The sequence below is a fragment of the Arthrobacter alpinus genome (assembly GCF_900105965.1).
Lineage (GTDB): Bacteria > Actinomycetota > Actinomycetes > Actinomycetales > Micrococcaceae > Specibacter > Specibacter alpinus.
In genome coordinates this window covers 861525-886424 of record NZ_FNTV01000001.1, presented here as the reverse complement: position 1 = coordinate 886424, position 24900 = coordinate 861525, and the positions used below count along the sequence as shown (strand labels likewise).

Here is a 24900-nt window from a genome sequence, read left to right as displayed (position 1 = left end):
GAGCGCCCCCGCGACAAGGGCATTTGCCAAAGTTAGGCGAAGCGGACGGCGACCGCATCGCCATGGGCCGGCAGGCCCTCGGCCTTGGAGAGCGTGATGACGTGTTGGGCCACCTGCTCCAGCGCATCTTTGTTGTAGTTGATCACTTGAACGGCACGCAGGAAGGTGGTGACGTTCAAGCCGGAGGAAAAAGCCGCCGTGCCACTGGTGGGCAGCACGTGGTTGGATCCCGCGCAGTAGTCACCCAGGCTAACGGGGCTGTAGTCGCCCACAAAAATGGCACCCGCATTGGTGATCCGCGCCGCGACCGCGCTGGCATTCTCGGTGACAACTTCCAAGTGCTCGGCCGCATACGCGTTGCAGACCGCGACACCCTGATCCAGATCATCCACCAGCACAATCCCCGACTGCGGGCCACCCAGGGCTGCCTCAACGCGTTCCCGGTGCGCGGTACGCGCAACCTGCACACGTAGTTCGTTCTCGACGGCGTCAGCCAGCTCGGGTGACGACGTCACCAGCACAGAAGCCGCGTTGGGATCGTGCTCGGCCTGGCTGATGAGATCGGCGGCCACGAAGGCCGGGTTGGCGCTGTGGTCTGCCAGGACGGCAATCTCGGTTGCCCCTGCCTCGGAGTCAATGCCAACTACACCCTTGACTAGGCGCTTGGCCGTGGCCACGAAAATGTTGCCGGGACCTGTTACAACGTCAACCGGCTCGATGGCATCGCCTGCACCGTTGGCGCTGCTGCCGGCTGCCACACCGTAAGCGAAGGCAACAATGGCCTGCGCGCCGCCCATGGCGTACACCTCGTCAATACCCAGCAGGGCGGCCGCCGCCAGCACCGTGAGATCGGGCAGGCCGCCAAACTCCTTTTGCGGCGGGGAGGCCAGAGCCACGGAGCCAACTCCGGCTGCCAAGGCCGGAACAACGTTCATGATGACAGATGACGGATACGCTGCTAGTCCGCCGGGTACGTAAAGGCCCACGCGGCGCACCGGAATCCAGTGCGAGGAAACAACGGCACCGCTGGCAACCGGGAAGTCCACGTTGGCCGGTTTCTGGGCCTGCGCGAATGCTTTGGCGCGGGAAATCGATTCCTCCAGGGCGGCCCGTACCTGCGGGTCCAGGGCTTCCAGAGCCTGGGCGAGTGCCTCGGCGGGGACCCGGGGGTGTTCTTGTGTGACGCCGTCGAACTTCAGGGCGAGCTCTGCGAGTGCGGCATGGCCGCGGCCCCGGACGTCGGCAATGATGCCGTGCACAGCTGTCTCGGCCGTGGTCACCGTTGACTGGGCCGTCCGGGGGACGGCGCTTTTCAATTCGGCGAGGCCAAGGGTGCGTCCGCGCAGATCGGTGCGGTGCAGCTTTGCGAAGCCAGTTGCACTGGACGGGGCGGTGGACACGGAAGTTTCAAGGTTGTTCACCCGTGTAAGTTTACCCGTTGGCCCCGGCCGTGGTGTGCAGCGTCTCATCTGTTGATGGCACGTAAGCGAAGGAGACAAGACTCCAGATAAAGACCACGAGCGAGCTCACCAGCGGCCACACCAGCAGTACCGGCCCTGAACGTAGCGAGAACACAATGCTGGGGTTGGGCATATTGTCCGGCGGCGTTTGAAAGAGGTCACCCGCGAATACACCCACTCGCCACGCAATGATGGAACCGGCCACACCGGAGAGTGCAAGGACAAGAACGGACAATGAACGCAATGGCCCTCCCCCGGTCTTGACTCGCACACGCCGCCGGCGCATGGTCAACACGCCGGAAACGATCCCAGCAACGAGCAACAGCGTCCCCAGGACAGCATCTCGGGGCAGCCACGTGGTGGCGTCGGTGCCTTGGCCGTAAAAAGCACCGCCGGGCGCCGCCAGCCACCACAGGACTCCGGCACAAGCACCTACGATGGCGGCGCTGGACAGCCCGCGGCGCCAGAGGGCACGCGACTCGTTGCGGGTGCCCTCTTCCGGAACGCCGGCCGGGCGCAGAAGTTCTTGCTCAGTCATGGCTCAACCGTATCCTGACGCATCAGCCTTCCAGGCACGTCGGACCCAAAAGGACCTTGAGATCGCCAAACAATGCGGGTGTGGGATTGACGCGGTGATGAAGGGGTAGTTTCATGACCTTCACGGAACGGGTGCCGGCCAGGTGCATCTTGACCTCGGTGTTGCCGCGGTGATCGCCCAAGACGTTCTTCAGGGCCAGCAGCACCTGCTCGTTGGCCTTGTGCTCGGGCATGGAGATGACCAGCGGACCGGACAAGCCTTCGCTGAGGTCGGGAACACTCAACTCCATGGCATTCAAGGTGATGGCGCCGTCGTCGCGCTTTTGCAGCCGGCCCTTGACCACCACGATAAGGTCCTCGGCGAGCACGTTGGCGATGGGTCCGTAGGTCTGGCCAAAGAACATGACCTCGATGGAGCCGCCCAGGTCCTCGACCTCGCAGCGCGCGTAAGGGTTGCCGCTGCTCTTGGCGATGCGGCGCTGCAGGTTGGTGATCATGCCGGAAATCGTGATGATGTGCCCGTCCTGGGGGCCGTCGTCGCCGAGCACCTGCGTGATGGACATGTCCGCGTTCTGGCTTAGGATGCCTTCAAGACCGCGCAGCGGGTGGTCGGAGACGTACAGTCCCAGCATGTCGCGCTCAAACGCCAGCTTGTCCTTCTTCTCCCACTCGGGCAGGTCCGGGATTTCGGTGATCAAGGCGGTCTCGGGTTCGGCGTCCCCGCCCAGGCCGGCAAAGAGGTCAAACTGGCCCACGGCCTCGTTGCGCTTGATGGTGATGACGGAGTCCACGGCTTCTTCGTGGATCATGGCCAGGGCGCGGCGGGCGTGGCCCAGCGAGTCAAAGGCGCCAGCCTTAATGAGGGACTCAATGGTGCGCTTGTTGCATACCACGGCCGGAACCTTCATGAGGAAGTCTGAGAAGTTCTCGAAGTTTCCGCGTTCCAGCCGCGATTCAACCAGCCCGTTGACCACGTTGGCACCAACGTTGCGGATGGCCCCCATGCCAAAGCGGATGTCTGTGCCTACCGGGGTGAAGTTCAAGGCGGATTCATTGACGTCCGGAGCCAACACGGTGATGCCCATGTGACGGCACTCGTTCAAGTACAGTGCCAGCTTGTCCTTGTCATCGCCAACGCTTGTCAGCAGGGCAGCCATGTATTCGGCCGGGTAGTGCGCCTTGAGATACGCCGTCCAGTAGCTGATGACGCCGTAGGCGGCCGAGTGGGCCTTGTTGAAGGCATAGTCGGAGAAGGGCAACAGGATGGCCCACAAGGTCTTAACGGCCTCGTCGGTGTAGCCATTGTCCAGCATGCCTTGGTGGAAGCCCGCATACTGCTTGTCGAGCTCGGATTTCTTCTTCTTACCCATGGCGCGGCGCAAAATATCAGCCCGGCCCAGCGAGTAGCCGGCCAGCTTCTGCGCGATGGACATGACCTGCTCCTGGTACACGATCAACCCGTAGGTGCCGCCCAGGATTTCTGCGAGTGGTTCCTCAAGCGTGGGGTGGATGGGGGTGATGGGCTGGAGCCCGTTCTTGCGCAGGGCATAGTTGGTGTGTGAATCGGCACCCATGGGGCCGGGCCGATACAGGGCCAGGACGGCGGAGATGTCTTCAAAGTTGTCAGGGCGCATGAGCTTGAGCAGGGACCGCATGGGTCCGCCGTCGAGCTGGAAAACACCCAGCGTGTCACCGCGGGCCATGAGCTCGTAGGAGGCGGCGTCGTCGTACTCCAGACCCTCCAGGTCCAGTTCAAAGCCCTTGTTGGCCTTGATGTTCTCCAGTGCGTCGGTGATGATGGTGAGGTTTCGCAACCCCAAAAAGTCCATCTTGATCAGGCCAAGGCCCTCACTGGTGGGGTAATCGAACTGGGTGATGACCTGGCCGTCTTGGATGCGGCGCATGATCGGGATGACGTCGATGATGGGATCCGAGCTCATGATCACACCGGCCGCGTGCACGCCCCACTGACGCTTGAGCCCCTCCAGGCCCTTGGACAGCTCAAAGACCTTGGCGGCTTCGGGATCCGTGTTGATCAAGTTGCGGAAATCCGCAGCCTCGCTGTAGCGCTTGGCCTCGGGGTTTTCAATGTCGTTGAGCAGGATGTCCTTGGCCATGACGGCCGGCGGCAGCGCCTTGGTCAGCATTTCACCCATGCTGAAGGGGTGGCCCAGCACGCGCGAGGAGTCCTTCAACGCCTGCTTGGTCTTGATGCTGCCGTACGTGACGATCATGGCGACGCGCTCATCGCCGTACTTCTCGGTCACGTACTTGATGACCTCATGGCGGCGACGATCATCGAAGTCCACGTCAAAGTCAGGCATGGAGACACGTTCCGGGTTCAGGAACCGCTCAAAGATCAGGCCGTGGCGCAGCGGGTCAAGGTCGGTGATGCGCATGGCATAGGCCACCATGGAGCCGGCACCTGAACCACGTCCCGGGCCCACCCGGATGCCGTTGTCCTTGGACCAGTTGATGAAGTCGGCCACCACCAGGAAGTAGCCCGGGAAGCCCATCTTGATGATGACATCAAGCTCATAGTCCGCCTGCTTGCGCACGGCGTCCGGGATTCCACCCGGGTACCTGAAGCGCAGGCCGGTATCCACTTCCTTGACCAGCCAGGAGGTCTCGTCCTCACCCGGCGGGCAGGGGAACTTGGGCATGTAGTTGGCGTTGGTGTTGAAGGAAACGTCGCAGCGCTCGGCAATCAGCAGCGTGTTGTCGCAGGCTTCGGGCAGCTCCGAGAACAGCTGGCGCATTTCCGCCGGCGACTTGAGGTAGTAGCCGCTGCCGCTGAACGCAAAACGCTTGCCACCCTCGTCATAGGTGGGCTCGGTCAGGGTCGACGCCGACTGCAGGGCCAGCAGGGCCTCGTGCGCCTTGGCGTCGTGCTCGTGCGTGTAGTGGAGGTCGTTGGTGGCCACCAACGGGATTTCCAGTTCCCGGGCAAGGCGCAGCAGGTCTTTGGTGACCCGGCGCTCAATGTCCAGGCCGTGGTCCATGAGCTCGCAGAAGTAGTTCTCTTTGCCGAAGATGTCCTGGAATTCCGACGCCGCAGCCTTGGCCTCGTTGTACTGGCCCAGGCGGAGCCTTGTCTGCACTTCACCCGAGGGGCAGCCGGTGGTGGCAATGAGCCCCGAGTGGTACTCATTGAGCAGTTCCCGGTCCAGGCGTGGATACTTGCCCATGGGCGAATCCAGGGAGCCCAAGGAGGAGGCCCTAAACAGGTTGCGCATGCCTTGGTTGTTGTAGCTCAGCAGCGTCATGTGCGTGTAGAAACCACCGCCGGAGACGTCGTCCTTGCGCTGGCTCTCATCCGTACGCCACTTGACCCTGGTCTTGTCGGTGCGGGCGGTGCCCGGGGTGACATACGCTTCAACGCCGATGATCGGCTTGATGCCGGCGTCGGTGGCCTTCTTCCAAAAATCAAAGGCCCCGAAGAGGTACCCATGATCCGTGGTGGCCAAGGCCGGCATGTCAAGGCGCTTGGCCTCGTCAAACAGTTCGGTTAAGCGCGCCGCACCATCCAGCATGGAGTATTCGGTGTGCGTATGGAGATGGACAAAACTGTCAGTCGATGAGCTAGCCACCGAACCATTCTAGTGCGCAAAAAATGCAACACCACCCCGACGCGGGCATCGAGGTGGTGTGTGCTGCAATGCTTTACTGTGCGCTAGTGTTCGCCGCGGAGATGATCCAGTGCGTAGTTCAGGTCCTGCGGGTACGGGCTGGTGACCATGACCGGCTCCCCCGATGACGGATGCGTGAAGCCGAGCTTGTGCGCGTGCAACCACTGCCGGGTCAGGCCAAGTTCGGCCGCCAGGGTGGGGTCAGCCCCGTAGGTGAGGTCACCCGCGCAGGGGTGCCGCAGGGCCGAGAAATGGACGCGAATCTGGTGGGTGCGGCCGGTCTCAAGGTGCACCTCAACGAGGGAAGCCTTCCCAAAAGCTTCAAGGACCTCATAGTGGGTGATCGACGGGCGACCATCCTCGATCACGGCAAAACGCCAATCGTAACCGGGGTGGCGGCCGATGGGTGCATCGATGGTGCCAGCGAGCGGGTCGGGCAGCCCCTGGACCACCGCGTGATACACCTTCTCCACGGTCCGTTCACGGAAAGCCTGCTTGAGCACGGTGTAAGCGTATTCGGTCTTCGCCACCACCATGGCCCCGGAGGTACCCACGTCCAGGCGGTGGACAATGCCTACCCGTTCCTGCGCGCCCGAGGTGGAAATACGGAATCCGGCAGCGGCGAGGCCACCAACCACTGTGGGCCCAACCCATCCCGGTGAAGGGTGCGCAGCAACGCCAACAGGCTTGTCAACCACCACGAAGTCATCGTCATCGAGCAAGATATTTAAGCCATCAACGGGCTCCACAACTACTTCCAGCGGGTCACGGCGCTCGGGAATTGTCACCTGAACGCTGGCCCCCGCCTTGAATTTCTCGCTCTTTCCCAGGACCACCCCGTCCTGGCGAACGTTGCCTTCGGCGCACAGCAGTGCCGCGGCGGAACGTGAGATGCCAAGCAAGGCTGCCAAACCGGCGTCGGCCCGGCTCCCTGCAACATCTTCGGGCACGGTAAAAGTTTCAGTCATTTTCGGTTTCCTCTGCCGCAGCTTTTGCATCCTCTTGCTTGATCCCATTCATGGGCACGCCCAGCAGTGTCAGCAGGCAGATCGTGATCACGCCACCCACCACAGCCATGTCGGCCATGTTGAAAATGGCAAAGTTGGGGAAGGAAATGAAGTCAACCACGTGCCCCATCGCAAACGACGGCGGACGGAACAGGCGGTCGGTCAGGTTGCCCAAGGCGCCGCCGAGCACCAATCCAAGACCGACTCCCCACCAGGCCGAACCAATGCGTCGGGACATGACAATGATCGCAACGGACACGGCGGCCATAATCAAGGTGAAGAACCAGGTGAAGTTTTCACCGATGGAGAAGGCCGCCCCGGAATTGCGAATGAAGTACCACTGCAAGATTCCTGGAATGACGGGCGTGGTTTGACCTTCAATCATGGTGGAGGTGACCCACCACTTGGTCAATTGGTCGCACACATAGGCAAAGGCGGCGCAGCCCAGCCACAGCAACCAAAACGTTCGACGGCGAAGTATGGACGGTGCCGCCGGGCCCTGCAAAGAGTTCTCGCTCATGGTGCTTTCATTTGTTTTTGGACAAAAAAGTATTGGTCAATTAAAAAAGCCGGTGGAACAAGTTTCCTTGCACCACCGGCTTTTAGATCTTGGCTTAGGATTCCGAGTTACCCTCGGCGAAATCCGGTGCTGCCACCGAACCGCGTGCATCCAAGTCGCGGAGCTGACCTTCAATGTAGGTCTTCAGACGTGAGCGGTAATCCCGCTCGAATCCGCGCAACTGCTCAACCTTGCGCTCAAGCACTGAACGCTGCTGCTCCAGGGCACCGAGCGTCTTGCGGCTCTTCTCCTGTGCATCGTTGACCAGCGTGCTGGCCTCGATCTGCGCTTCGGCAATGATCTTGTCGCGCTGCTCCACACCTGCGTTGACGTATTCGTCGTGCAGACGCTGGGCCAGGGCGATAACGCCTGTGGCCGACTCTGCCGAGTTGGCGGGAACAGCAGCTGCTGCCGGAGCAGCCGCAACAACGGGCGCTTCCTTGACAACTGGCTTGGTCTCAACGACGGGCTCCGGCTCAACGACGGGCTCGGGCTTGACCGGCTCCTTGACAGCTTCGGCTTCCTTGGTCAACAGCGGTGCTGCTGCGGCGGGGGCTGCTGCGGAGTTGGATCCACCATCGGCGAGCTGCTTGCGCAGGTCATCGTTTTCTTGGTGCAAGCGGCGAAGCTCTACGACGATCTCGTCAAGAAAATCGTCGACTTCGTCCTGGTCGTAGCCTTCACGGAACTTCGTTGGCTGGAACCGCTTGTTGACAACGTCTTCTGGCGTAAGCGCCATTTAGTCACCTCATTGGTTTTAGTAAGTCTGGTCTTGACCGAAGTCGTCCAGACTACGGTGCCGAATACAAATCTAGCGATCTGCACTGGGGTCTATCGCTTTTTACAATATAACTTTTCGTCGATGAAAACGAACGACGCGGCTCTAATTGACAAAACTTTTTGTGACACTCATCCCAATACCTACTGTGACAAGCAACAAAATGAAGCCTATATCCAACGCTATGGAGCCAATTCGCAGTGGTGGAATCATGGCGCGCAACTTGCGCAATGGAGGGTCGGTGAGCCGGTAAACAAAGGATGCGCTGATCAGGGCCGCACCCTTGGGCCGCCAGTCACGAGCGAACACCTGGACCCAGTCAAACACCATGCGCAGCAGCAGGGTCAAGAAGTACAGGAGTAACAACAGATAGAGAAGGGCTACGACAATTGTCACGCGAGTGCACACAATCCTTAGACGGTGGAAATTCAAACGGAATTACGTAAGTTCAAGAATAGACCAAAGCCCGGACACACAGTGTCCGGGCAGCGGTAAATAAGCGGCAGGCGCAAGCGCTTGGGTGTGCGGAGCCTTTGTGGCCCCGCCTGGCTAGCTCTGGTTGAAGAAGCTTGCCTGCGTGTCCGAGAGCTTCTTGTCGTCACCAAGCACCTCGATGTACGACGGCGAGAGCAGGAACACCTTGTTGGTCACGCGCTCAATCGAGCCACGCAGACCAAACACCAGGCCGGCCGAGAAGTCAACGAGACGCTTGGCGTCCGCCTCACCCATGTCGGTGACGTTCATGATGACAGGGATGCCGTCCCGGAAGCTTTCACCAATGATTTTTGCGTCATTGTATGACCGTGGGTGGACGGTGGTGATCTGGCGCAAACTTTCAGCCTCTTCCCGATTTGATGCGGCACGCTTGATGGGGGTCACCGGAGCCCGGTATTCGTCGTCGCCCGCTTTAGGAGCTGCGGCTTCCACGACGGGAGCAGGCGCCGCCGCCGGCTCGCGCTCAATAGTTTGGGCGTATTCTTCGTCTTTTTGGAATGACGGAGCATGCTCAGCGTCATAGTGCTCGTCACCGTCGGCGAGTCCAAGAAAGATCATTGTCTTGCGCATAGCGCCAGCCATGGTTGCTCCTCATTTGTCTGCAAAGCACAAAAAACTTCACCGGTAGCTTGTGCGGTACTTCTGCGTTGTTGCCAACAGTCAAAACGCTACAGTACAGGCGGACGGGGGCCGAGTATATCGGAACCGACACGCAGGTGTGTCGCTCCCACCGCCATGGCCGCTTCCAAGTCATGGCTCATGCCCGCCGAGATTCCCGTGGCCCCGGGATGGTTGGCGATCAGCGCCGCGGATACCTGCGCCAACAACTCGAAGGCCGGTTCGGGCGCCACGCCGAGCGGCGCCACGGCCATGACGCCGGCAAGATCCAAGCCGGCGGTCCCGGCTATCAGTTCAGCCAGGGGAGCAATATCCTGCGGCGCCACCCCTCCCCTGCCGCTGTGGCTTGCCACCTGGGCCTGCGCCAATCCCGGATATGGCTCGCTGAGGTCGACCTGGATGAAACACTCCATGTTGCTCCGGCCACTTTCCTGTTGCGTGACAGCCATGGCTTTGCCCAGCGACTTCACGAGTGAGGCCCTGTCAATCGAGTGAACCGAGTGCGCATAGCTGGCTACCGACTTGGCCTTGTTGCTTTGCAGCTGTCCAATGAAGTGCCATCGTAGAACTGCATCCGCAACGTCAACGGCCTTGGCCGCAGCTTCCTGGTCTCGGTTTTCGCCGACGTCGGCAACCCCCAGGGAACGCAAGCGCAGCACGTCAGCTGCGGGGTGGAACTTGGTCACCACAATCAGTGTGGGCTGAGATCTATTTCCGGCAGCGACCTCGATGCGCTGGCGGACCGCCGCGAGGCGAGCTGCCAATTCTTGGGTTCTGGCATCGTGCAGAGTCATTGCGTGGGATTACTTTCGTTTGGTTGCTGGTGGTGGCTGCCAGGCTGTGCGGTGACAAAACCGATGAAACGCCCTTCGCTTTCGCCATCCCGCTGGGAGCGGCGATGGGAGAAATAGCGCGAATCCTCCAGAGTGCACACACCGGAAGCATGCGCGGTGGCGCCGTTGGCAGCCAGCTGTTCCATGACGGCCGCCGGAAGGTCAAGGGCCGGGGTTCCCCACGAGGTGGTCGAGTAAGCTGCCGGGACAACTTCGGCCACCGCCGCGCGCATGGTTTCGGGCACTTCATAGCAGCTGCCGCATACGCTCGGCCCAAGCCAGGCTTCATAGGCAACCGCACCCTCCAGACGCATTTGCTCCATGACGGCTGAGATGACTTCCTTCTCCACTCCGGGCCGCCCTGCGTGAGCCACGGCAACAATGGAGCGTCCCGATGGAAGATCTCCCACCAAGACAACGGGGACGCAATCTGCCACCATGACGGCAAGTCCGCCACCCGAACCAATACCAGGTGAAGTGACCATGGCATCGACAGTTGGCGCGGACTCCCCCGTGGCCACTGCCTCGCCTGCGGAAATAACGGCCACCTCGGCACCATGAACCTGATTCATATATGCCAGCACGGGCGCGGAGCCTGCAGAGGTGCCCGCATGGTGGGCCAGCCGCGCTTCCACGGCCGCCCTTCGTTCGGCAACGTTCCGGGCGTCGTCACCAACATGAAAGGCCAGGTTGCCTGCTGTGGTGTCGGTAAATCCGATCCATATTCCGGGACGGACCTGCTCTGAACTCCACATACAAACAACCTGACCAATCACGCGCCGCGGGACGATCGCTGCGGCTAAGGGATGTACTTCCTGGTGCCGAAAGGCTACTTCAGGAAGTCGGGGACATCCAGATCGTCGGAGCGGTGACCCGTCAGATCTGGTTCCACAATGGCAGGCAGCTCCACATCAAAGCCACCGTCAGCCGGAACGCTGGAGCCCGAGTGCTGGCCCCACTGGTTCAGGTTGGTCACGGTTGCACTGGCCGGAACAGCGGCCGGAGCCGGGGGCACTACTGCGGCAACCGGCTCGGCGGCTGCCTGCTCGGATTCCGGAGCGTCAAAACCGGCGGCAATAACCGTGACGCGAACTTCGTCGCCCAGGGCGTCATCAATGACTGCACCGAAGATGATGTTGGCTTCGGGGTGGGCCACTTCCTGGACCAGGCGGGCGGCCTCGTTGATCTCAAACAGACCAAGGTCGGAACCACCCTGGACGGACAACAGCACACCGTGGGCGCCGTCGATGGAAGCCTCAAGCAACGGCGAAGCAATGGCAAGCTCGGCGGCCTTGACCGCACGGTCCTCGCCACGAGCCGAACCAATACCCATGAGGGCCGAACCGGCACCCTGCATGACGGACTTGACGTCGGCAAAGTCAAGGTTGATCAAACCGGGGGTGGTGATGAGATCGGTGATGCCCTGAACACCAGAGAGCAGAACCTGGTCAGCGGAGCGGAAGGCATCCATGACCGAGACGTTGCGGTCGCTGATGGACAGCAAGCGGTCGTTGGGAATCACGATGAGGGTGTCAACCTCGTCGCGGAGGGCTTCGATGCCCGAGTCTGCGCTGGAGGCGCGGCGGCGGCCTTCGAAGGTGAAGGGACGGGTGACAACACCGATGGTCAAGGCACCCAGACTGCGGGCAATGCGGGCGACGACGGGCGCACCACCAGTTCCGGTACCGCCACCCTCGCCTGCCGTCACGAAGACCATGTCGGCCCCGCGCAGGACTTCCTCAATCTCTTCCTGGTGATCCTCGGCAGCCTGGCGGCCAACATCCGGGTTTGCGCCTGCGCCAAGCCCGCGTGTCAGCTCGCGGCCAACATCAAGCTTGACATCGGCGTCGCTCATCAACAGTGCTTGTGCGTCGGTGTTGATGGCGATAAATTCAACGCCGCGCAAACCCACGTCAATCATGCGGTTCACTGCATTTACGCCGCCACCGCCGATACCGACGACTTTGATGACTGCCAAGTAATTCTGGGGTGCTGCCACGTTAGGTGTCCCTTGTTCGTATGTTGCTTCGAAGATCAAAAATTGCTGCTGCCAAAGGCCCCGGCTCCTTTTCAAGGCGCCGGCGTCGATCTCCGGAACAACCTTGAAGTGTTGCTTGAAACTTTAATAGCTTAACCCTCAAGTTGAAGGTTATAGTTATGTCAACTAACTCTTATGAGTGACGCTATGGCCCAACCACGCCGCATGCAATGACCACTGCCGCGTGTCGCCGTAATCCGCCAAAAAAGACGTCACACCCACTTTACCGACTGCCACGGTGCGCGGAGCGCCACCGCGCCTCATCGTGACTTAATCCACGTCATCATGTCACCGTGTCACCGGATGGCGGGGGGCACTGACGTCGAAGACCTTGGCGGGAACCGGGGCGGGCTTTCCAGGCTCGGCTGTGGGCATGGGCGCCGTGAGCAAAGCCTCAAGCACCTGCGCCTTGAGCTCCATGTCGCTGGCGTTGCCCCAAACAACACTTCGGCCGTCGGCCAGTGCCAGTTCCACTGCATCCGGAGACTTCGCCGTTGCGTTGGCCAGTTGCGAAAGGATCGACTGGGGAAGATTGGCCAGAACCGCTGTCATGGCCTGGAATGTGTCCTGGCCAATCGCGGCAGTGCCGCCGTCAATTAACGGCAACAACGCCGAGGCCGGGTCCTTGGTTGACCCGAGTTGAACACCGTCCTGGTCCACCAGAAGATAGTCCTCACCATTTTTTAGCAGGGCAACGGGGACCCGCTCCACAATGTGAACCACGAGTGTTGACGGGGGCCGCGCCTCGATACTGGAACTCTTGACCTGAACAACGGTGCCAAGGAGTTCCTGGACCTCCGACTCCCTGATCTGTGGCAGTGGCTTGTTAATGAGGGGCGCTACAGCCAATTGCAGGGTGCCTTCGCCCACGAGCTTCTGGCCGTCGAAGACCACTGTCCGCACACCCAATACCGGAGAGAACATGGCCATGCCCATGACGAGAGCCAAGACTGCCGCCACACCTGCGACCGAGTACAGGATGTTTCGGCGACGGCGCTTGTGTTCAGGCATCGGGAAGGCCAGCACAGTGGCGCCGCCATCCCCTGACTCCTTCACCGGCGCATCAGTTTGAGCCGGCGCAGCCTTCGCCCCGGCCTTTTTCTGCTTCGGTTCTGTTTTTTCCTTGATCCGTGACGCACCCGGCCTGGGCACAGAGAACTTCCGCGCGGCAGGCTTTTCATCGGGTACATCCGTCAGTGGCGCTACAGATACCTTCGAACTCGTGCTGCGGACAGCGGCGCTGGATGAATCAGACTCGCCAGCGGGCGTTTCGGAGATTCCTGGGCGCGTCTTTATCACGCGGGGCTTGCGTGCTTCAGCCATGATTGTCTCTGCTCAGCGCGGCAACCAGTGCCGGGCCGAACTCTGTGACGTCACCGGCACCGATCGTCAAGATGATGTCGCCAGCGGTGGCACGGTCGGCAAGACTCTGCACGGCCGCGGCACTATCGGGGGCGTAGCCGGTGGGCCGGTGCAGCTGGCTCGTAATCAGTTCGCTGGTAACCCCGGCTATGGGATCTTCGCGTGCGGGGTAAATATCCAACACGGCCACGGTGTCGGCCAAATCCAGGGCCTGTGCAAATTCGGCTGCAAATTCTTGGGTTCGCGAGAACAAGTGCGGTTGAAACAGGACATGCACCTTGTGGTCGCCAGCCACGGTCCGGGCGGCGTTGAGAGCTGCCGTCACTTCGGTTGGGTGATGGGCGTAGTCGTCGTAGACGTTGACGCCCCGGCCCTCTCCCTTGGCTTCAAATCTGCGGGCAGCTCCACTGAAGTTGGCCAGCGCCATCAGGGCCGCTTCCACATCAACACCCAGGGCCACCGCCACTGCTACCGCCGCACCGGCGTTGCTGAGGTTGTGGTTGCCTGGCACCTTCAGTCGCAGGGTCAAGGGGGTCTCCCCCAGGCCCGGCAGCAGTCCCTCACGGAAGGCTAGGGCAGCGGTGCTGGCGAGTCCGTCGTGGATGCCGGGCATCAAGCGAATATCCGCCCCCTCGGTGAAGCCGTAGCTGAGGCAACGGGTACCGGCAGCAGCCGCCTGGGCAGCCAAGGCGGCCGATCCGGCGTCGTCGGCGCAGGCCACCAGCGTCCCGCCCTCCGGAATCAGCGCAGCAAATTGCTCGAAAGCGGCGTAGACGGCCTCGGGCGTTCCATAGTGGTCAAGGTGGTCGGCTTCAAGGTTGGTGACCACGGCAATGGTGGGCCTGTAGTTCAGGAAGGAGGCATCGGATTCGTCTGCCTCGGCAACAAAGACGCCAGCCTCGCCGTGACCGGCATTGACCCCTAGCCCCTGGACTGTGCCACCAACAGCAAAGGAAGCGTCCACGCCGGCGCCCTTGAGCATCACGGTGATCATGGACGTGGTGGTGGTCTTGCCGTGTGTTCCTGCAACGGCAACCACTGTGTCCCCTGCCATGGCTGCTGCCAGCGCCTGCGAACGGTGCAAAACTCGAAGGCCGGCTGCACGGGCGGCGGCCAGCTCGGGGTTGCTCTCCCTGATCGCGGTGGAGACCACAACTGTGTCTGCTCCGGATACATTGTGAGCGCTCTGAGTGATGTGCACGATCGCGCCGAGCTCACCCAGCTCGGTCAGACCGGCGGATTCCTTCGCGTCCGATCCGCTGACAGCCACACCCTGGCCCAACATGATCCGGGCAACGGCCGACATGCCGGCTCCGCCCATGCCGATGAAGTGGACACGGCCAAGTTCGGCGAGTGTCGGTGGAATATAGGCCACAGCGGTTGTTTCCTCAGTACTAGATTTTTCTGTCATGGACGTCAGTTCCCGCTGGCGGCAAGAACCATGCCGGCCATGCTTTCGGCGGCATCACGAATGCCAAGCACGGCGGCGGACTCACCCATAAGGGCCAGCTTGGGCGCATCCAGACACAGGGGAATCACGTTCTCGGCGATCCATCGTGCGTCCAGCTCGGCGTCGGACACAAGCAACGCGGCCCCGGCGGCCACGAGTCCGGCCGCATTGCGGGCCTGCTCACCGTTGCCCACCGGCAACGGAACGAAGACGGCTGGCAGGCCAACGGCCGCAACCTCTGACACAGTCCCGGCACCGGATCGGCACAGGAGCAGATCCGCTGCCGCATAGACGTCTTCCATGCCGTCAACGTACTCAACCTGGCGGTACAGCGGCCCGGTCAGCGGCTCGCCGTCGGACCCCGGCACGGACTTACCCTTGCCGGTGATGTGCAAGGTCTGGATGCCGGCGGCGGCGAGGGCCTCCAGCGACGCAGCTATAGCCTTATTGATGCGGAGCGCACCGAGGGATCCGCCCGTGACGATCAGCGCTGGCAGCTCAGCGTCCAGCCCCAAGCGATCACGGGCTGCGGCGCGGGACGCTTTCCGATCCAGGGTGGCCACGGCCTTTCGCATGGGCATGCCCACGAGGTGCGCATGGCGAATCTTCGTGGCTTCAAAGGCCGTACCCACAAAGGTGGTGTACCTGGCCCCGACCTGATTGGCGAGACCTGCCTTGGTATTGGCTTCATGAATCACAATGGGTACGCCCAGTGACTTGGCGGCAAGGTACATGGGAGTACACACGTAGCCGCCCACCCCTACCAAAACGTCCGCCTTGGCCTCGCGCAAAATAGCCTTCGCCGCCAAGATCGCCCGGCGCATGCGAACGGGCAGCTTCAGCAGGTCAACCGAGGGCTTCCGGGGAAGCGGAATTCGTTCAATGAAGGCCAGCTCAAACCCGGCGGCCGGCACGAGTTGGGTTTCCAATCCGTCGCGGGTGCCTACCGCCAGGATGGCAGCATCGGGGTTCGTCTGCCTGATCGCGTGGGCGATGGCCAGCAGGGGGCTGACGTGTCCGGCCGAGCCTCCCCGGCCAACACCACAGACAACGGCGAGTCTAAGTTCTGTGTCATGAAGTCTTCAGGGTGCTTTCTGGCTCAGTTCGGGAAAAGGACAGGACGACGCCGATGGCCGCGAGAACCATGACGAGCGCAGTTCCGCCGTAAGAAATCAGGGGTAGCGGGACACCAATAACGGGCAGCAGGCCCACCACCACGGCAATATTGACCACGGCTTGACCAATGATCCAGGTCAGGATCATGCCGCACACAATTCTGGAGAAGGGCTCGTTGCGGGTATTGATGATGCGGAAGATGGCGAACGCCATGACGGCGTACAAGGCCAGAATCACGAGAGTACCCAAAAGCCCGAACTCCTCTCCAATGATGGCGAAGATGAAGTCGTTGTGGGCTTCCGGGATCCAGCTCCACTTTTGCCGGCTTTGGCCCAGGCCCACGCCAAACCAGCCACCGGAGGCGAGTGCGTAGACGCCGTTGAGGTACTGGTCGCAGGCGCCCGGTTCGCTGCAATCACCCAGCCAGCTGGCAAAGCGGCCAGTGCGGTTGGAACTCATGGCCGAGAATACGATGGCTACAATGGCGGCCGCTACAAGGGCCAGGCCAAGCAACCACTTGCGAACCCCGGCGAACATGAGCCCGGAGAGAATCATCATGCCAACAATGATGGCCGTGCCCAGGTCCTTGCCGCCAAGGATCAATCCCAGAACTGCCGCCCCGCCTGCGCCAACCGGCAACAATACGTGAACGAATTGGCGCACGAGGGTGCCCTTGAGCGAGAGCACTGCCCCGATCCAGATGGCCAGGGCCAGTTTCGCAGCCTCTGAAGGCTGGAATGTCACCGGACCCAACGCCAACCAGTTCAGGTTTCCGTTGATATCGATGCCCAGTGGCGAGAAGATCAACGCCAAGAGGACCAGTGCCAGGATCAACAGGGGCCAGCCGAGCTTTCGCAGCACCCGTGGTGGCACACAGGAAAGGATGAACATCAGGATCAGACCGCCCACGGCGAACTGTGATTCACGAATAAAAAGCTCGTACGGATCCTTGCCTTCGGAAATCGTCTCAGCTGTCGACGCCGAAAGCACCGTCATGCGCCCAATGAGGGTTAGCGTCACGGTGGTACCGATAATCCAGTAGTAGGTTGCCGTGGGCCGCCCTACCTTGCCGTTGAACCAGCTGCGGTAACGCGAGAACAAGCGAACCTTTTCGGCGGGTGCACTTGCCTTGGAGCTTGCTGCCTTGGCCGGTTCCACAGCAGCTTTGGCCTGCGCTGCGCGTGCGGCGGGTGAGCCTGGCTGTGTGGGGGTCTTGGCCACTAGGACTCCTTGTTGACGCTTGTCTGTGATTCCAGCAGCTCGCGGACCGCGTCGATGAACGCTTGGCCGCGGTGGGCGTAGGAAGAAAATTGATCCATGGAGGCCGACGCCGGCGCCATCAGGACGGTGTCGCCGTCGACTGCCAGCGATGCCGCCACGGCAACGGCCTCGGCCATGACCGCATCGCCGCGCAGGACCTCGGCGTCTGTATGCCGACCACCTTCGGCCCGTGTGGTGAAGACCTGAACTCCGGGAGCCTCACGCTCGAGGGCCCCGGCCAGAGCGGAGGTATCTGCACCGATCAACACCACGGCCTTCAGACGTGCCGCGTGTTCTTTGACCAAAGCATCAAAGTTCACGCCCTTGGGCAATCCACCCGCAATCCAAATCACGGGTTTGAAGGCGGAAAGGGACGCTGATGCCGCGTGCGGGTTTGTGGCCTTGGAATCGTTGACCCAAAGCACCCCGCCCGAACTCGCCACGGGCTGAATCCGGTGATCGCCATTGTGGTAGTTCTGCAAACCTTTGCGCACGTCTTTGGGCGTCAGGCCATAGGCCAATACCAGTGCCGCCGCGGCGGCCGCATTGGCTACCAGATGGCGCGGGACGAGTTCGCCAATATCGCTCATGCTGGCCAATTCGGCGGCTGAGTCCTTACGTTCTGCGATGAACGCCCGGTCTACGAGAAGACCTTCGACAACACCAACCATGCTGATGGCCGGGATGCCGGTTGTGAAGCCCACGGCCCGGCAGCCTTCCTGGACATCGGCTTCCTGAACCATGCGTTCGGTTTCAATCTGCTCAGCGTTGTAAACGCAGGCGATCTTGGTGTTCGAGTAGATCTTGGCCTTGTCGGCAGCATAGGCCTCAAAGCTGCCGTGCCAGTCAACGTGGTCCTCGGCAAGATTCAGGCAGACGCTGGACACTGGAGCCAGTGACTCGCTCCAATGCAGCTGGAACGTTGAGAGCTCAACGGCGAGGGCGTCGTAGCCCTCAGGGTCGCGGACAGCGTCCAGGATGGGGGTGCCTATGTTGCCGGCCGCGATGGCCCGCAATCCGGCCGCCTGCAGCATGGACTCAACCATGGTGGTGGTTGTGGTCTTGCCGTTGGTACCGGTGATGGTGATCCATTCGGCGGTCTTCCGCCCGGCTTTGGTGCGTACACGCCACGCCAGTTCAACATCTCCCCAAATGGGAATGCCCGCGGCGGCAGCGGCAGCCAACAGCGGATGGCTGGGCTTGAAGCCGGGACTTGTAACAACAAGTTCCGCCGGAAGGCCGCCAACCAGCGGAAGCACCGTTGAGGTCTCCTGGCCGAGGATGACGTCCTTGACGCCCACAATCTTGAGCGTGTCGGCGTTGGCCAGGGCCGTTTCATCCTCGGAGGCGGCAACCACCACAACGTGCGCACCCAGCTCAGCCAGGGTGTCGGCCACGGAGAAGCCGGTCTTGCTGATACCTGTGACCACAACGCGCAGTTGTGACCAGTCGGCATCCCAACTTGTTAGCGATTCAAGCCGGTTTTCTGGTGCGGTCACAGTCGAACAATCCATTCAGCATAAAAAGCTCCGAGTCCCACGGCGACCAGGAGGCCAGCCAGGATCCAGAAACGAACAACAACTGTCACCTCGCGCCACCCCTTGAGTTCAAAGTGGTGCTGCAGCGGAGCCATAAGGAACACGCGTTTGCCCTTGGAAAGCTTAAAGAAGCCGACCTGGATGATGACGGAGAGGGAGATGATGACGAAGAGGCCGCCGATGATGGCCAACAGAATTTCGGTGCGCGAGAGGATGGCAAACCCTGCCATGGCTCCGCCGATGGCCAGCGAGCCGGTGTCGCCCATGAAGATCTTCGCGGGAGAGGTGTTCCACCAGAGGAAACCAATCAGGGCCGCAAACATGATGGCGGCAACAAGCGCCAGATCCAACGGGTCACGGACCTCGTAGCAGACTGATTCGCTGGTCACCTTATGGGATCCACAGGCCTGGCTGCTCTGCCAGATACCGATCAAGGTGTACGCCCCGAAGACCAGAATCGACGCACCAGTGGCCAAGCCATCGAGCCCGTCGGTGAGGTTAACTCCGTTGGTGGCAGCAGTAATGATCAGATTGGACCAGAGAATGAACAGCACCACGCCCAGCCCGGCCCCGGCGAAGGCCAGGTTCAAGGCCGGGATGTCGCGGGCAAAGGAGATGAAGGTGCTTGCCGGGGTGCGCCCGGCCTCATCGGGGAAGCCCAACGCCATGACGGCGAAGGAGATGCCCACAACGGCTTGTCCAATGAGCTTGCCCTTGGGGTTCAGCCCGGTGTTGTGCTGCTTGGTGATTTTTAGGAAATCGTCCAAGAAACCAACCAGGCCCATGCCCACCATGAGGTAAATCATGAGCAGGCCCGACGCCGAAGGACCGGCGGAATTCGGGTTGAGGAGCCACACAATCACGTGCGTGATGAAGTAGGCGGCCACGACGGCGCCCACAAAAACGGTGCCACCCATGGTGGGTGTGCCGCGCTTGATTTGGTGGCTTGTGGGACCGTCCTCGCGGATGATCTGTCCGTACCCTTGCTTGACAAGGAAACGGATAAACAATGGGGTGCCGACCATGGCAAAGGCCAAGGCCAAGCCTGCACCAATGAGCAATGCGATCACGGCTGGGCAGTCCTTTCACCTAGGGTGGGCTCACTTGTCTTGATGGGGTCATTCCCCGTGGGTAATGCTATCCGATCACCCAAGAAGCGCAGTCCAGCGCCGTTGGAGGACTTGAACAAAACCACGTCTCCGGGCGCCAACTCGGCACTCAAAATCTCATAGGCCGCCTCGGCGTCGGGGAGGAACATTGACTCATTCCCCCACGATCCCTCCATGACGGCACCCACGTGCATGGCCCGGGCTCCGGTGCCAACCACCAGCAGCCGAGAGATGTTCAGGCGCACGGCCACACGGCCGACGGCGTCGTGTTCCAACACCGAGTCCTCGCCCAGTTCCAGCATCTCCCCCAGCACGGCCCAGGTACGGCGTGCGCCGCTTCCGCCGAGCTCAGCCAGGGTCCGCAGCGCGGCCCGCATGGACTCAGGGTTGGCGTTGTAAGCATCGTTGACCACTGTGACACCGTCGCTGCGATCCGTGCGTTCCATCCGGTATCGGCTTGCCGCACGCTGTTCGTTCAGCGAGGCCACAATGAGCTCGGGAGCGACGCCAACGGCGTGTGCGGCCGAGGCGGCGGCCAGCAGGTTGGCCACGTGATGGAGCCCCAACAGCTTGCTGTGCACCTTGTATTCGCCCGCATCGCCGGGGAACGCCAGATCAAATTCCGGCTCGCCCTGCGCGTTCGTACGCACATTCCGCGCCTGAAGCATGTTCTGTCCGGACTCGTCGACGGCGGCGTCTGCGCTACTAAAAAACGTGATTGGTGCGCCGGAACGCTGGGCCATGGCCCGAACCCGCGCATCATCAAAGTTCAACAGGGCCCGGCCCGTTGGGCTTAGCGCCTCCACAAGCTCACCCTTGGCGGCGGCAATGTTCTCGATCGAACCAAACTCGCCAGCATGAGCACTGCCCACGCAAAGCACCACACCAAGATCCGGCTGCACCATGGCACTCAAATAGGCGATGTGGCCAATCTTGGTGGCACCCATTTCAATAATGAGAAAACGGGTATCTTCATCGGCACGGAACACCGTTAAAGGAACCCCAACCTCACCGTTGTACGAGCCAACCGGCGCCACTGTGGCGCCCACCGGGGACAGGATGCCACCCAGGAGGTCCTTGGTGGTGGTCTTGCCGGCGGAGCCGGTGATACCAATGACGGTGAGAGGGGAATGCGCACGAATTCGGCGCACCACCTCGGCAGCCAGCGTCCCCATGGCGAGCACCGCGTCGGCGACGATCACAGCAGGGAAGTGCGCTCCGGCGTCGTCCGCAGGGACGGTCCGCTCGGCCAGGGCCAATACGGCACCGGCACCAAAGGCGGCGGCCATGAAATCGTGGCCGTCCGCGTGTTCACCGGCCTTCGCCACATACATTCCACCGGGTGTTGCCTCGCGGGAATCGGTGGCAATCGTGGCCACGTCAATGCGCGTGGCAGGGTCGGTGCCGGCGGACAGCGTCCCACCGGTCAGTTCGGCAATTTGGGCCGCAGAAAAATCAATCATCAGTTGAGGACTCTATCTTGCTTGTATCGCTCAGGGGGAATCCACGGGAGGCCAGTGCCGTCCGCAACTCGACCCTGTCGTCGAGGGAAATGTTGACGCCCTTGACCTCTTGGTAAACTTCGTGGCCGCGTCCTGCAACCAAAATCACGTCCTGGGGCGTGGCCAGTTCGACGGCGCGGGCAATGGCCTGGGCACGTGAATCAAATTCCTCCACGACCCGGCCCAGGTCTCCGCTGCGGTTGGCTTCATGGGCGCCGGCGAGGACCTCGGCCCGAATGGCGGCAGGATCCTCATTGTGGGGATCGTCATCGGTGATGAGCACCACGTCGGCACCCCTGGCCACCACCGCACCCATGATGGGTCGCTTGGTGGCGTCGCGCTCCCCCGTAGCACCAAATACGGCGATCACTCGCGCCCCTGGGGCGTTCGGCCGAACCGCGTCCAGGGCACGTTCCAGGGCGTCGGGGTTGTGGGCAAAGTCAACAACAGCGACCGGCGCGGTGCCAATAATTTGCATGCGCCCAGGCACTTCAACCGTGAACGGGTCATGGTCATCCAATGCCGTCTGGATGCGAGCCAAGACCTGTTGGGCAGCGTTGGCTGTCGCAGGTACGACGCCGGTGCCGGCCCCGGAGGCCAGCGCCAGCAAGCGCGTGGTCACCATCAGCAACGCAAGGGCCGCGTTGGCCACGTTGAAGTCGCCAGGCAGGCCCGTGCGGGCCTCGAGAGTGGCACCATCGGGTCCGGCCAAGGTGAAGCGAGATCCGATTCCCTCGCGTCGAACATCGCGCACCTGCCACATGGGGTTCGGATCATCTGCGCCTTCGATCCGGCGCGTCGAGAGAGTCACAACAGGTACTGTGCAGGCCGCCGCCATGCGTCGCCCCCAGACGTCATCAATGGTGACCACGGCAGCCTTCGCATGCTCCGGCGTGAAGAGGGCGGCCTTCGTCTGAAAATAGCCTTCCATGCCACCGTGCAGATCAAGGTGATCCTGGGTGAGGTTCGTAAAGCCGGCCACATTGAACGTCACAGCATCCACACGGCCAAACGCCAGCGCATGAGAGGAGACCTCCATGGACGCCGCGCTGAGTCCCTTTTCAGCCATAACGGCCAGCAAGGCATGGATATCCGTGGATTCCGGTGTGGTCAGCTTACTGGGAATAGCTTCCGAACCAGCCAGAATCTCAATGGTCCCGATGAGCCCGGTGGTGTTGCCCAGAGCCTGCAACAATGCGTTCAGGAAATACGTCGTGGTGGTCTTGCCGTTGGTTCCCGTGACAGCAAAGAGCTCAAGTGCATCCAAGCTGTTGGAATCGCTCGGACCGGACGCGCCATAGACCCGCGCGGCGGCTGCACCCGTGACGGCACGGGCATCTGCCACGGTGAGGACAGGAACGCTGAGCCCAGGCTCGGAGCCACCCGCACCCAAAAGCTTCGTGCCGGCGTCGTCAGTCAAGACCGCAACGGCACCTGCCGCAACGGCCTGAGCGGCAAATTGTGCGCCGTGAGCCCGCGCGCCGGGCAGGGCAACATAGAGATCTCCCGGACAAACAGCCCTGGAATCCAAAGTGACCCCGTGCAGCTGCAAGGGCTTTGCATCACTTCTTGGGTCACTCAGCGTGGCACCAACCAAGGCTGCCAACTCCGCCAATTCCACACCCGCATGGTGGTGCGGGCGCAGTGGGGCGGGAGAATTATTCACGGGCACTTGAACTAAATCCTTCTCTTTCATCGCTTATCGCCTCCGAACTCTTCGGCTACTCGTAGAACTTCGGCAACTTGACCGGAGGGGTGGTGGACGGCGGCACATCGTAGCTGCGCAGGACCTGTCCCATCACCTGATTAAACGTATACCCCTGCGTGACGCCATAGATGCTTCCCTTGGGGCGTTGGACCGTAATACCCACCACATACTTGGGATCATCCATGGGGGCCATGCCAATGAAGGATGAGGTGTAGCCGTCAAAGCCCACGCCATTGTCGGCGGGCGCCTCCGAGGTCCCTGTCTTGCCACCGGTGCGGTAGCCGGGAATGTTGACAACCTTGTAATCGGTCATGGTCACCACGCCCTCCAGCATGTCCCTGGCGTCTTGCGCGGTTGCCGGGCTGACAACTTCCACCCCGGGGGCTTGCGGCACCGTGTCCACGGTGCCGTCTGCGTGGGTGAATGAATCGATCAAGGCCGGCTTGAGCCGAACGCCGTTGTTGGCGATGGTCTGGAAGACCATGGTTGTCTGCAACGGCGTTTGCGCCACACCCTGGCCGAACAGCACCGTGTACTGTTGGCGGCCATCCCAATTCCGCCAATCGGCCAAAATACCGGGACTCTCACCAGGGAGCGGGATGCCGGTCTTTTCGCCAACGCCAAACTTGCGCATGTAGTCATAGCGTTGTTGCAGGCTGAGCTTTGAACCGGCCATGACGGTGCCGGTGTTCATGGAATCGGCGATGATGCCGGACAAGGTTCGCTTTTCTGTTCCATGAACAAAGGAGTCGGAGAACGTCTGCCCGTCAACGGTCAGGGTTGGAGGCACAAGGAACTGGCTCTGCGGCGTGGCAAGCCCTTCCTGAACCAGGGCCGCTGCCGTCATGATCTTGCTGGTCGAGCCCGGTTCCACAACGGAGCTGACGGTTCGTGATCCAATATTGGCTTCCTGCGAGGCACCCACGTCATTTGGATCGTAGGAATCGCTGTCGGCGAGGGCAATGACCTTGCCTGTCTTGGCCTCGATGACGCTGATGCTGGCCCAGTCTGCGCTGTACTGTTCTTTTTGTTGCTGGGCGGCTTGCTGCGCGTAGTACTGGATGTCTTGGTCAATGGTGAGCTTGACCGTTTGGCCGTCAATGGCCGGTTCGGTGCGCACCGGTGCCGTGGGAATAATGATGCCGTTCTTGCCGGCCTGGAAGGTGCGTTTTCCGTCGGTTCCGGTGAGCTGCTTGTCCATGGTCTGCTCAATGCCGGCCAGTGGTGTTCCGTCCGAGTCGAGGAAACCCACAATCGGGCCTCCCACGGCGCCCATGGGATAAACGCGTTTGGTGATGGTTTGCGGGTAGATGCCCGGAATACCGAGCTCGGCTACCTTCTTCTCCACCAAGGGACTGACATCCCTGGCAATGTAGTTGAAGTTTGCTGTTCCGGTTGCTTTCTTCTTGACGTCTTCGAATGTCAGCCCCAGAACACCGGCCAACTGGGCCAAGCCCTGATCCTTTGTATAGACGGTCTTCGTAACCTCACCCGTGTCCGGGTTTACCTCGCGGTGTTCAAAGTCTTCCACCTCGGCCAGATTGTTTTGGGCCACGGTGATGTCAAAGCGAATGATGCTCTCGGCGAGAACGTTTCCTTTTGCATCGATGATTTTGCCGCGAACGGCCGGCAGCGTCTGTTCAACGGTGCGCTGATTCTCTGCAGCCTGGGCCATATTGCCCACGTCTAGTCCCTGCACCATGACAAGCCGGCCGGCAATGAGCAACAAGAAGGCCATCATCAGGATGAAGCCACCGCGCATGCGCGTGCGGCCAACCTTGTTCAGTTGCTGTGCAGTTGCACCACGTGCTGACTGGGTGGGTTTCTGTGCCACTGCTGCCATTCCTTGCGCTGATTGCTTTGAGTCAGGCGATGCCGCCTGCTGTGATGATGACTTTGGT

19 protein-coding genes and 1 pseudogene are annotated in these 24900 nt (G+C 61.4%); all 20 read right to left on the bottom strand.

Translation table 11 applies throughout. The features are described 5' to 3' along the window. Nucleotides 1-32: 32 nt before the first annotated feature. Nucleotides 33-1400 (bottom strand): histidinol dehydrogenase, encoded by a 1368-nt coding sequence (hisD, locus tag BLV41_RS04025; RefSeq protein ID WP_074710661.1) that lies wholly within the window; start codon nt 1398-1400, stop codon nt 33-35. Nucleotides 1401-1431: 31 nt separating this feature from the next. Continuing rightward, on the bottom strand, nt 1432-1998 hold the full coding sequence (locus tag BLV41_RS04020) for a hypothetical protein (RefSeq protein WP_050070089.1): 567 nt from the start codon (nt 1996-1998) through the stop codon (nt 1432-1434). Between the two features lie 22 nt (nt 1999-2020). After that, nucleotides 2021-5587: a DNA polymerase III subunit alpha gene (gene dnaE, locus BLV41_RS04015; protein ID WP_074710659.1), complete on the bottom strand. Its 3567-nt coding sequence runs from the start codon at nt 5585-5587 to the stop codon at nt 2021-2023. Between the two features lie 83 nt (nt 5588-5670). Continuing rightward, nucleotides 5671-6594, bottom strand: a complete 924-nt coding sequence (locus tag BLV41_RS04010) for an RluA family pseudouridine synthase (RefSeq protein ID WP_074710657.1) — start codon at nt 6592-6594, stop codon at nt 5671-5673. Continuing rightward, nucleotides 6587-7153, bottom strand: a complete 567-nt coding sequence (lspA, locus tag BLV41_RS04005) for a signal peptidase II (RefSeq protein WP_074710655.1) — start codon at nt 7151-7153, stop codon at nt 6587-6589. Before lspA ends, BLV41_RS04010 begins: the two co-directional genes overlap by 8 nt. 94 nt (nt 7154-7247) lie before the next feature. Continuing rightward, a complete protein-coding gene (locus BLV41_RS04000; protein ID WP_074710653.1) occupies nt 7248-7931 on the bottom strand; it encodes a DivIVA domain-containing protein in 684 nt (227 codons plus the stop codon). A gap of 144 nt (nt 7932-8075) precedes the next feature. After that, nucleotides 8076-8366: a YggT family protein gene (locus BLV41_RS03995; RefSeq protein ID WP_044570945.1), complete on the bottom strand. Its 291-nt coding sequence runs from the start codon at nt 8364-8366 to the stop codon at nt 8076-8078. Between the two features lie 153 nt (nt 8367-8519). Next, entirely contained in the window at nt 8520-9047 is a 528-nt protein-coding gene (locus BLV41_RS03990; protein ID WP_044570943.1) for a cell division protein SepF, read from the bottom strand. An 86-nt stretch (nt 9048-9133) separates the two neighbouring features. Continuing rightward, a complete protein-coding gene (locus BLV41_RS03985; protein WP_074710651.1) occupies nt 9134-9877 on the bottom strand; it encodes a YggS family pyridoxal phosphate enzyme in 744 nt (247 codons plus the stop codon). Beyond that, nucleotides 9874-10671 (bottom strand): purine nucleoside phosphorylase YfiH/LACC1 family protein, encoded by a 798-nt coding sequence (locus BLV41_RS03980; RefSeq protein ID WP_074710649.1) that lies wholly within the window; start codon nt 10669-10671, stop codon nt 9874-9876. The genes BLV41_RS03985 and BLV41_RS03980 overlap by 4 nt, the downstream gene beginning before the upstream one ends. Before the next feature lie 74 nt (nt 10672-10745). Continuing rightward, the gene (ftsZ, locus tag BLV41_RS03975; RefSeq protein WP_044570935.1) at nt 10746-11915 is read right to left on the bottom strand and encodes a cell division protein FtsZ; all 1170 of its coding nucleotides are present in this window, start codon (nt 11913-11915) and stop codon (nt 10746-10748) included. A gap of 327 nt (nt 11916-12242) precedes the next feature. Further along, nucleotides 12243-13277, bottom strand: coding sequence for a cell division protein FtsQ/DivIB (locus tag BLV41_RS03970; protein ID WP_083360588.1), 1035 nt, complete (start codon nt 13275-13277; stop codon nt 12243-12245). Next, on the bottom strand, nt 13270-14727 hold the full coding sequence (gene murC, locus BLV41_RS03965) for a UDP-N-acetylmuramate--L-alanine ligase (protein WP_074710647.1): 1458 nt from the start codon (nt 14725-14727) through the stop codon (nt 13270-13272). The genes BLV41_RS03970 and murC overlap by 8 nt, the downstream gene beginning before the upstream one ends. A gap of 5 nt (nt 14728-14732) precedes the next feature. Beyond that, nucleotides 14733-15841 (bottom strand): annotated as a pseudogene (gene murG, locus BLV41_RS03960) (undecaprenyldiphospho-muramoylpentapeptide beta-N-acetylglucosaminyltransferase). After that, on the bottom strand, nt 15838-17103 hold the full coding sequence (locus BLV41_RS03955) for an FtsW/RodA/SpoVE family cell cycle protein (protein ID WP_074710645.1): 1266 nt from the start codon (nt 17101-17103) through the stop codon (nt 15838-15840). The pseudogene murG and the gene BLV41_RS03955 overlap by 4 nt, the downstream one beginning before the upstream one ends. Further along, entirely contained in the window at nt 17103-18656 is a 1554-nt protein-coding gene (gene murD, locus BLV41_RS03950; protein WP_074710643.1) for a UDP-N-acetylmuramoyl-L-alanine--D-glutamate ligase, read from the bottom strand. The genes BLV41_RS03955 and murD overlap by 1 nt, the downstream gene beginning before the upstream one ends. Then, the gene (mraY, locus tag BLV41_RS03945; RefSeq protein WP_074710641.1) at nt 18638-19750 is read right to left on the bottom strand and encodes a phospho-N-acetylmuramoyl-pentapeptide-transferase; all 1113 of its coding nucleotides are present in this window, start codon (nt 19748-19750) and stop codon (nt 18638-18640) included. Before mraY ends, murD begins: the two co-directional genes overlap by 19 nt. Continuing rightward, nucleotides 19747-21252, bottom strand: a complete 1506-nt coding sequence (locus BLV41_RS03940) for a UDP-N-acetylmuramoyl-tripeptide--D-alanyl-D-alanine ligase (RefSeq protein ID WP_074710639.1) — start codon at nt 21250-21252, stop codon at nt 19747-19749. The genes mraY and BLV41_RS03940 overlap by 4 nt, the downstream gene beginning before the upstream one ends. Beyond that, nucleotides 21245-22987: a UDP-N-acetylmuramoyl-L-alanyl-D-glutamate--2,6-diaminopimelate ligase gene (locus tag BLV41_RS03935; protein WP_074710637.1), complete on the bottom strand. Its 1743-nt coding sequence runs from the start codon at nt 22985-22987 to the stop codon at nt 21245-21247. Before BLV41_RS03935 ends, BLV41_RS03940 begins: the two co-directional genes overlap by 8 nt. A 25-nt stretch (nt 22988-23012) precedes the next feature. Beyond that, the gene (locus BLV41_RS03930; RefSeq protein ID WP_083360587.1) at nt 23013-24842 is read right to left on the bottom strand and encodes a peptidoglycan D,D-transpeptidase FtsI family protein; all 1830 of its coding nucleotides are present in this window, start codon (nt 24840-24842) and stop codon (nt 23013-23015) included. Nucleotides 24843-24900: the final 58 nt, after the last annotated feature.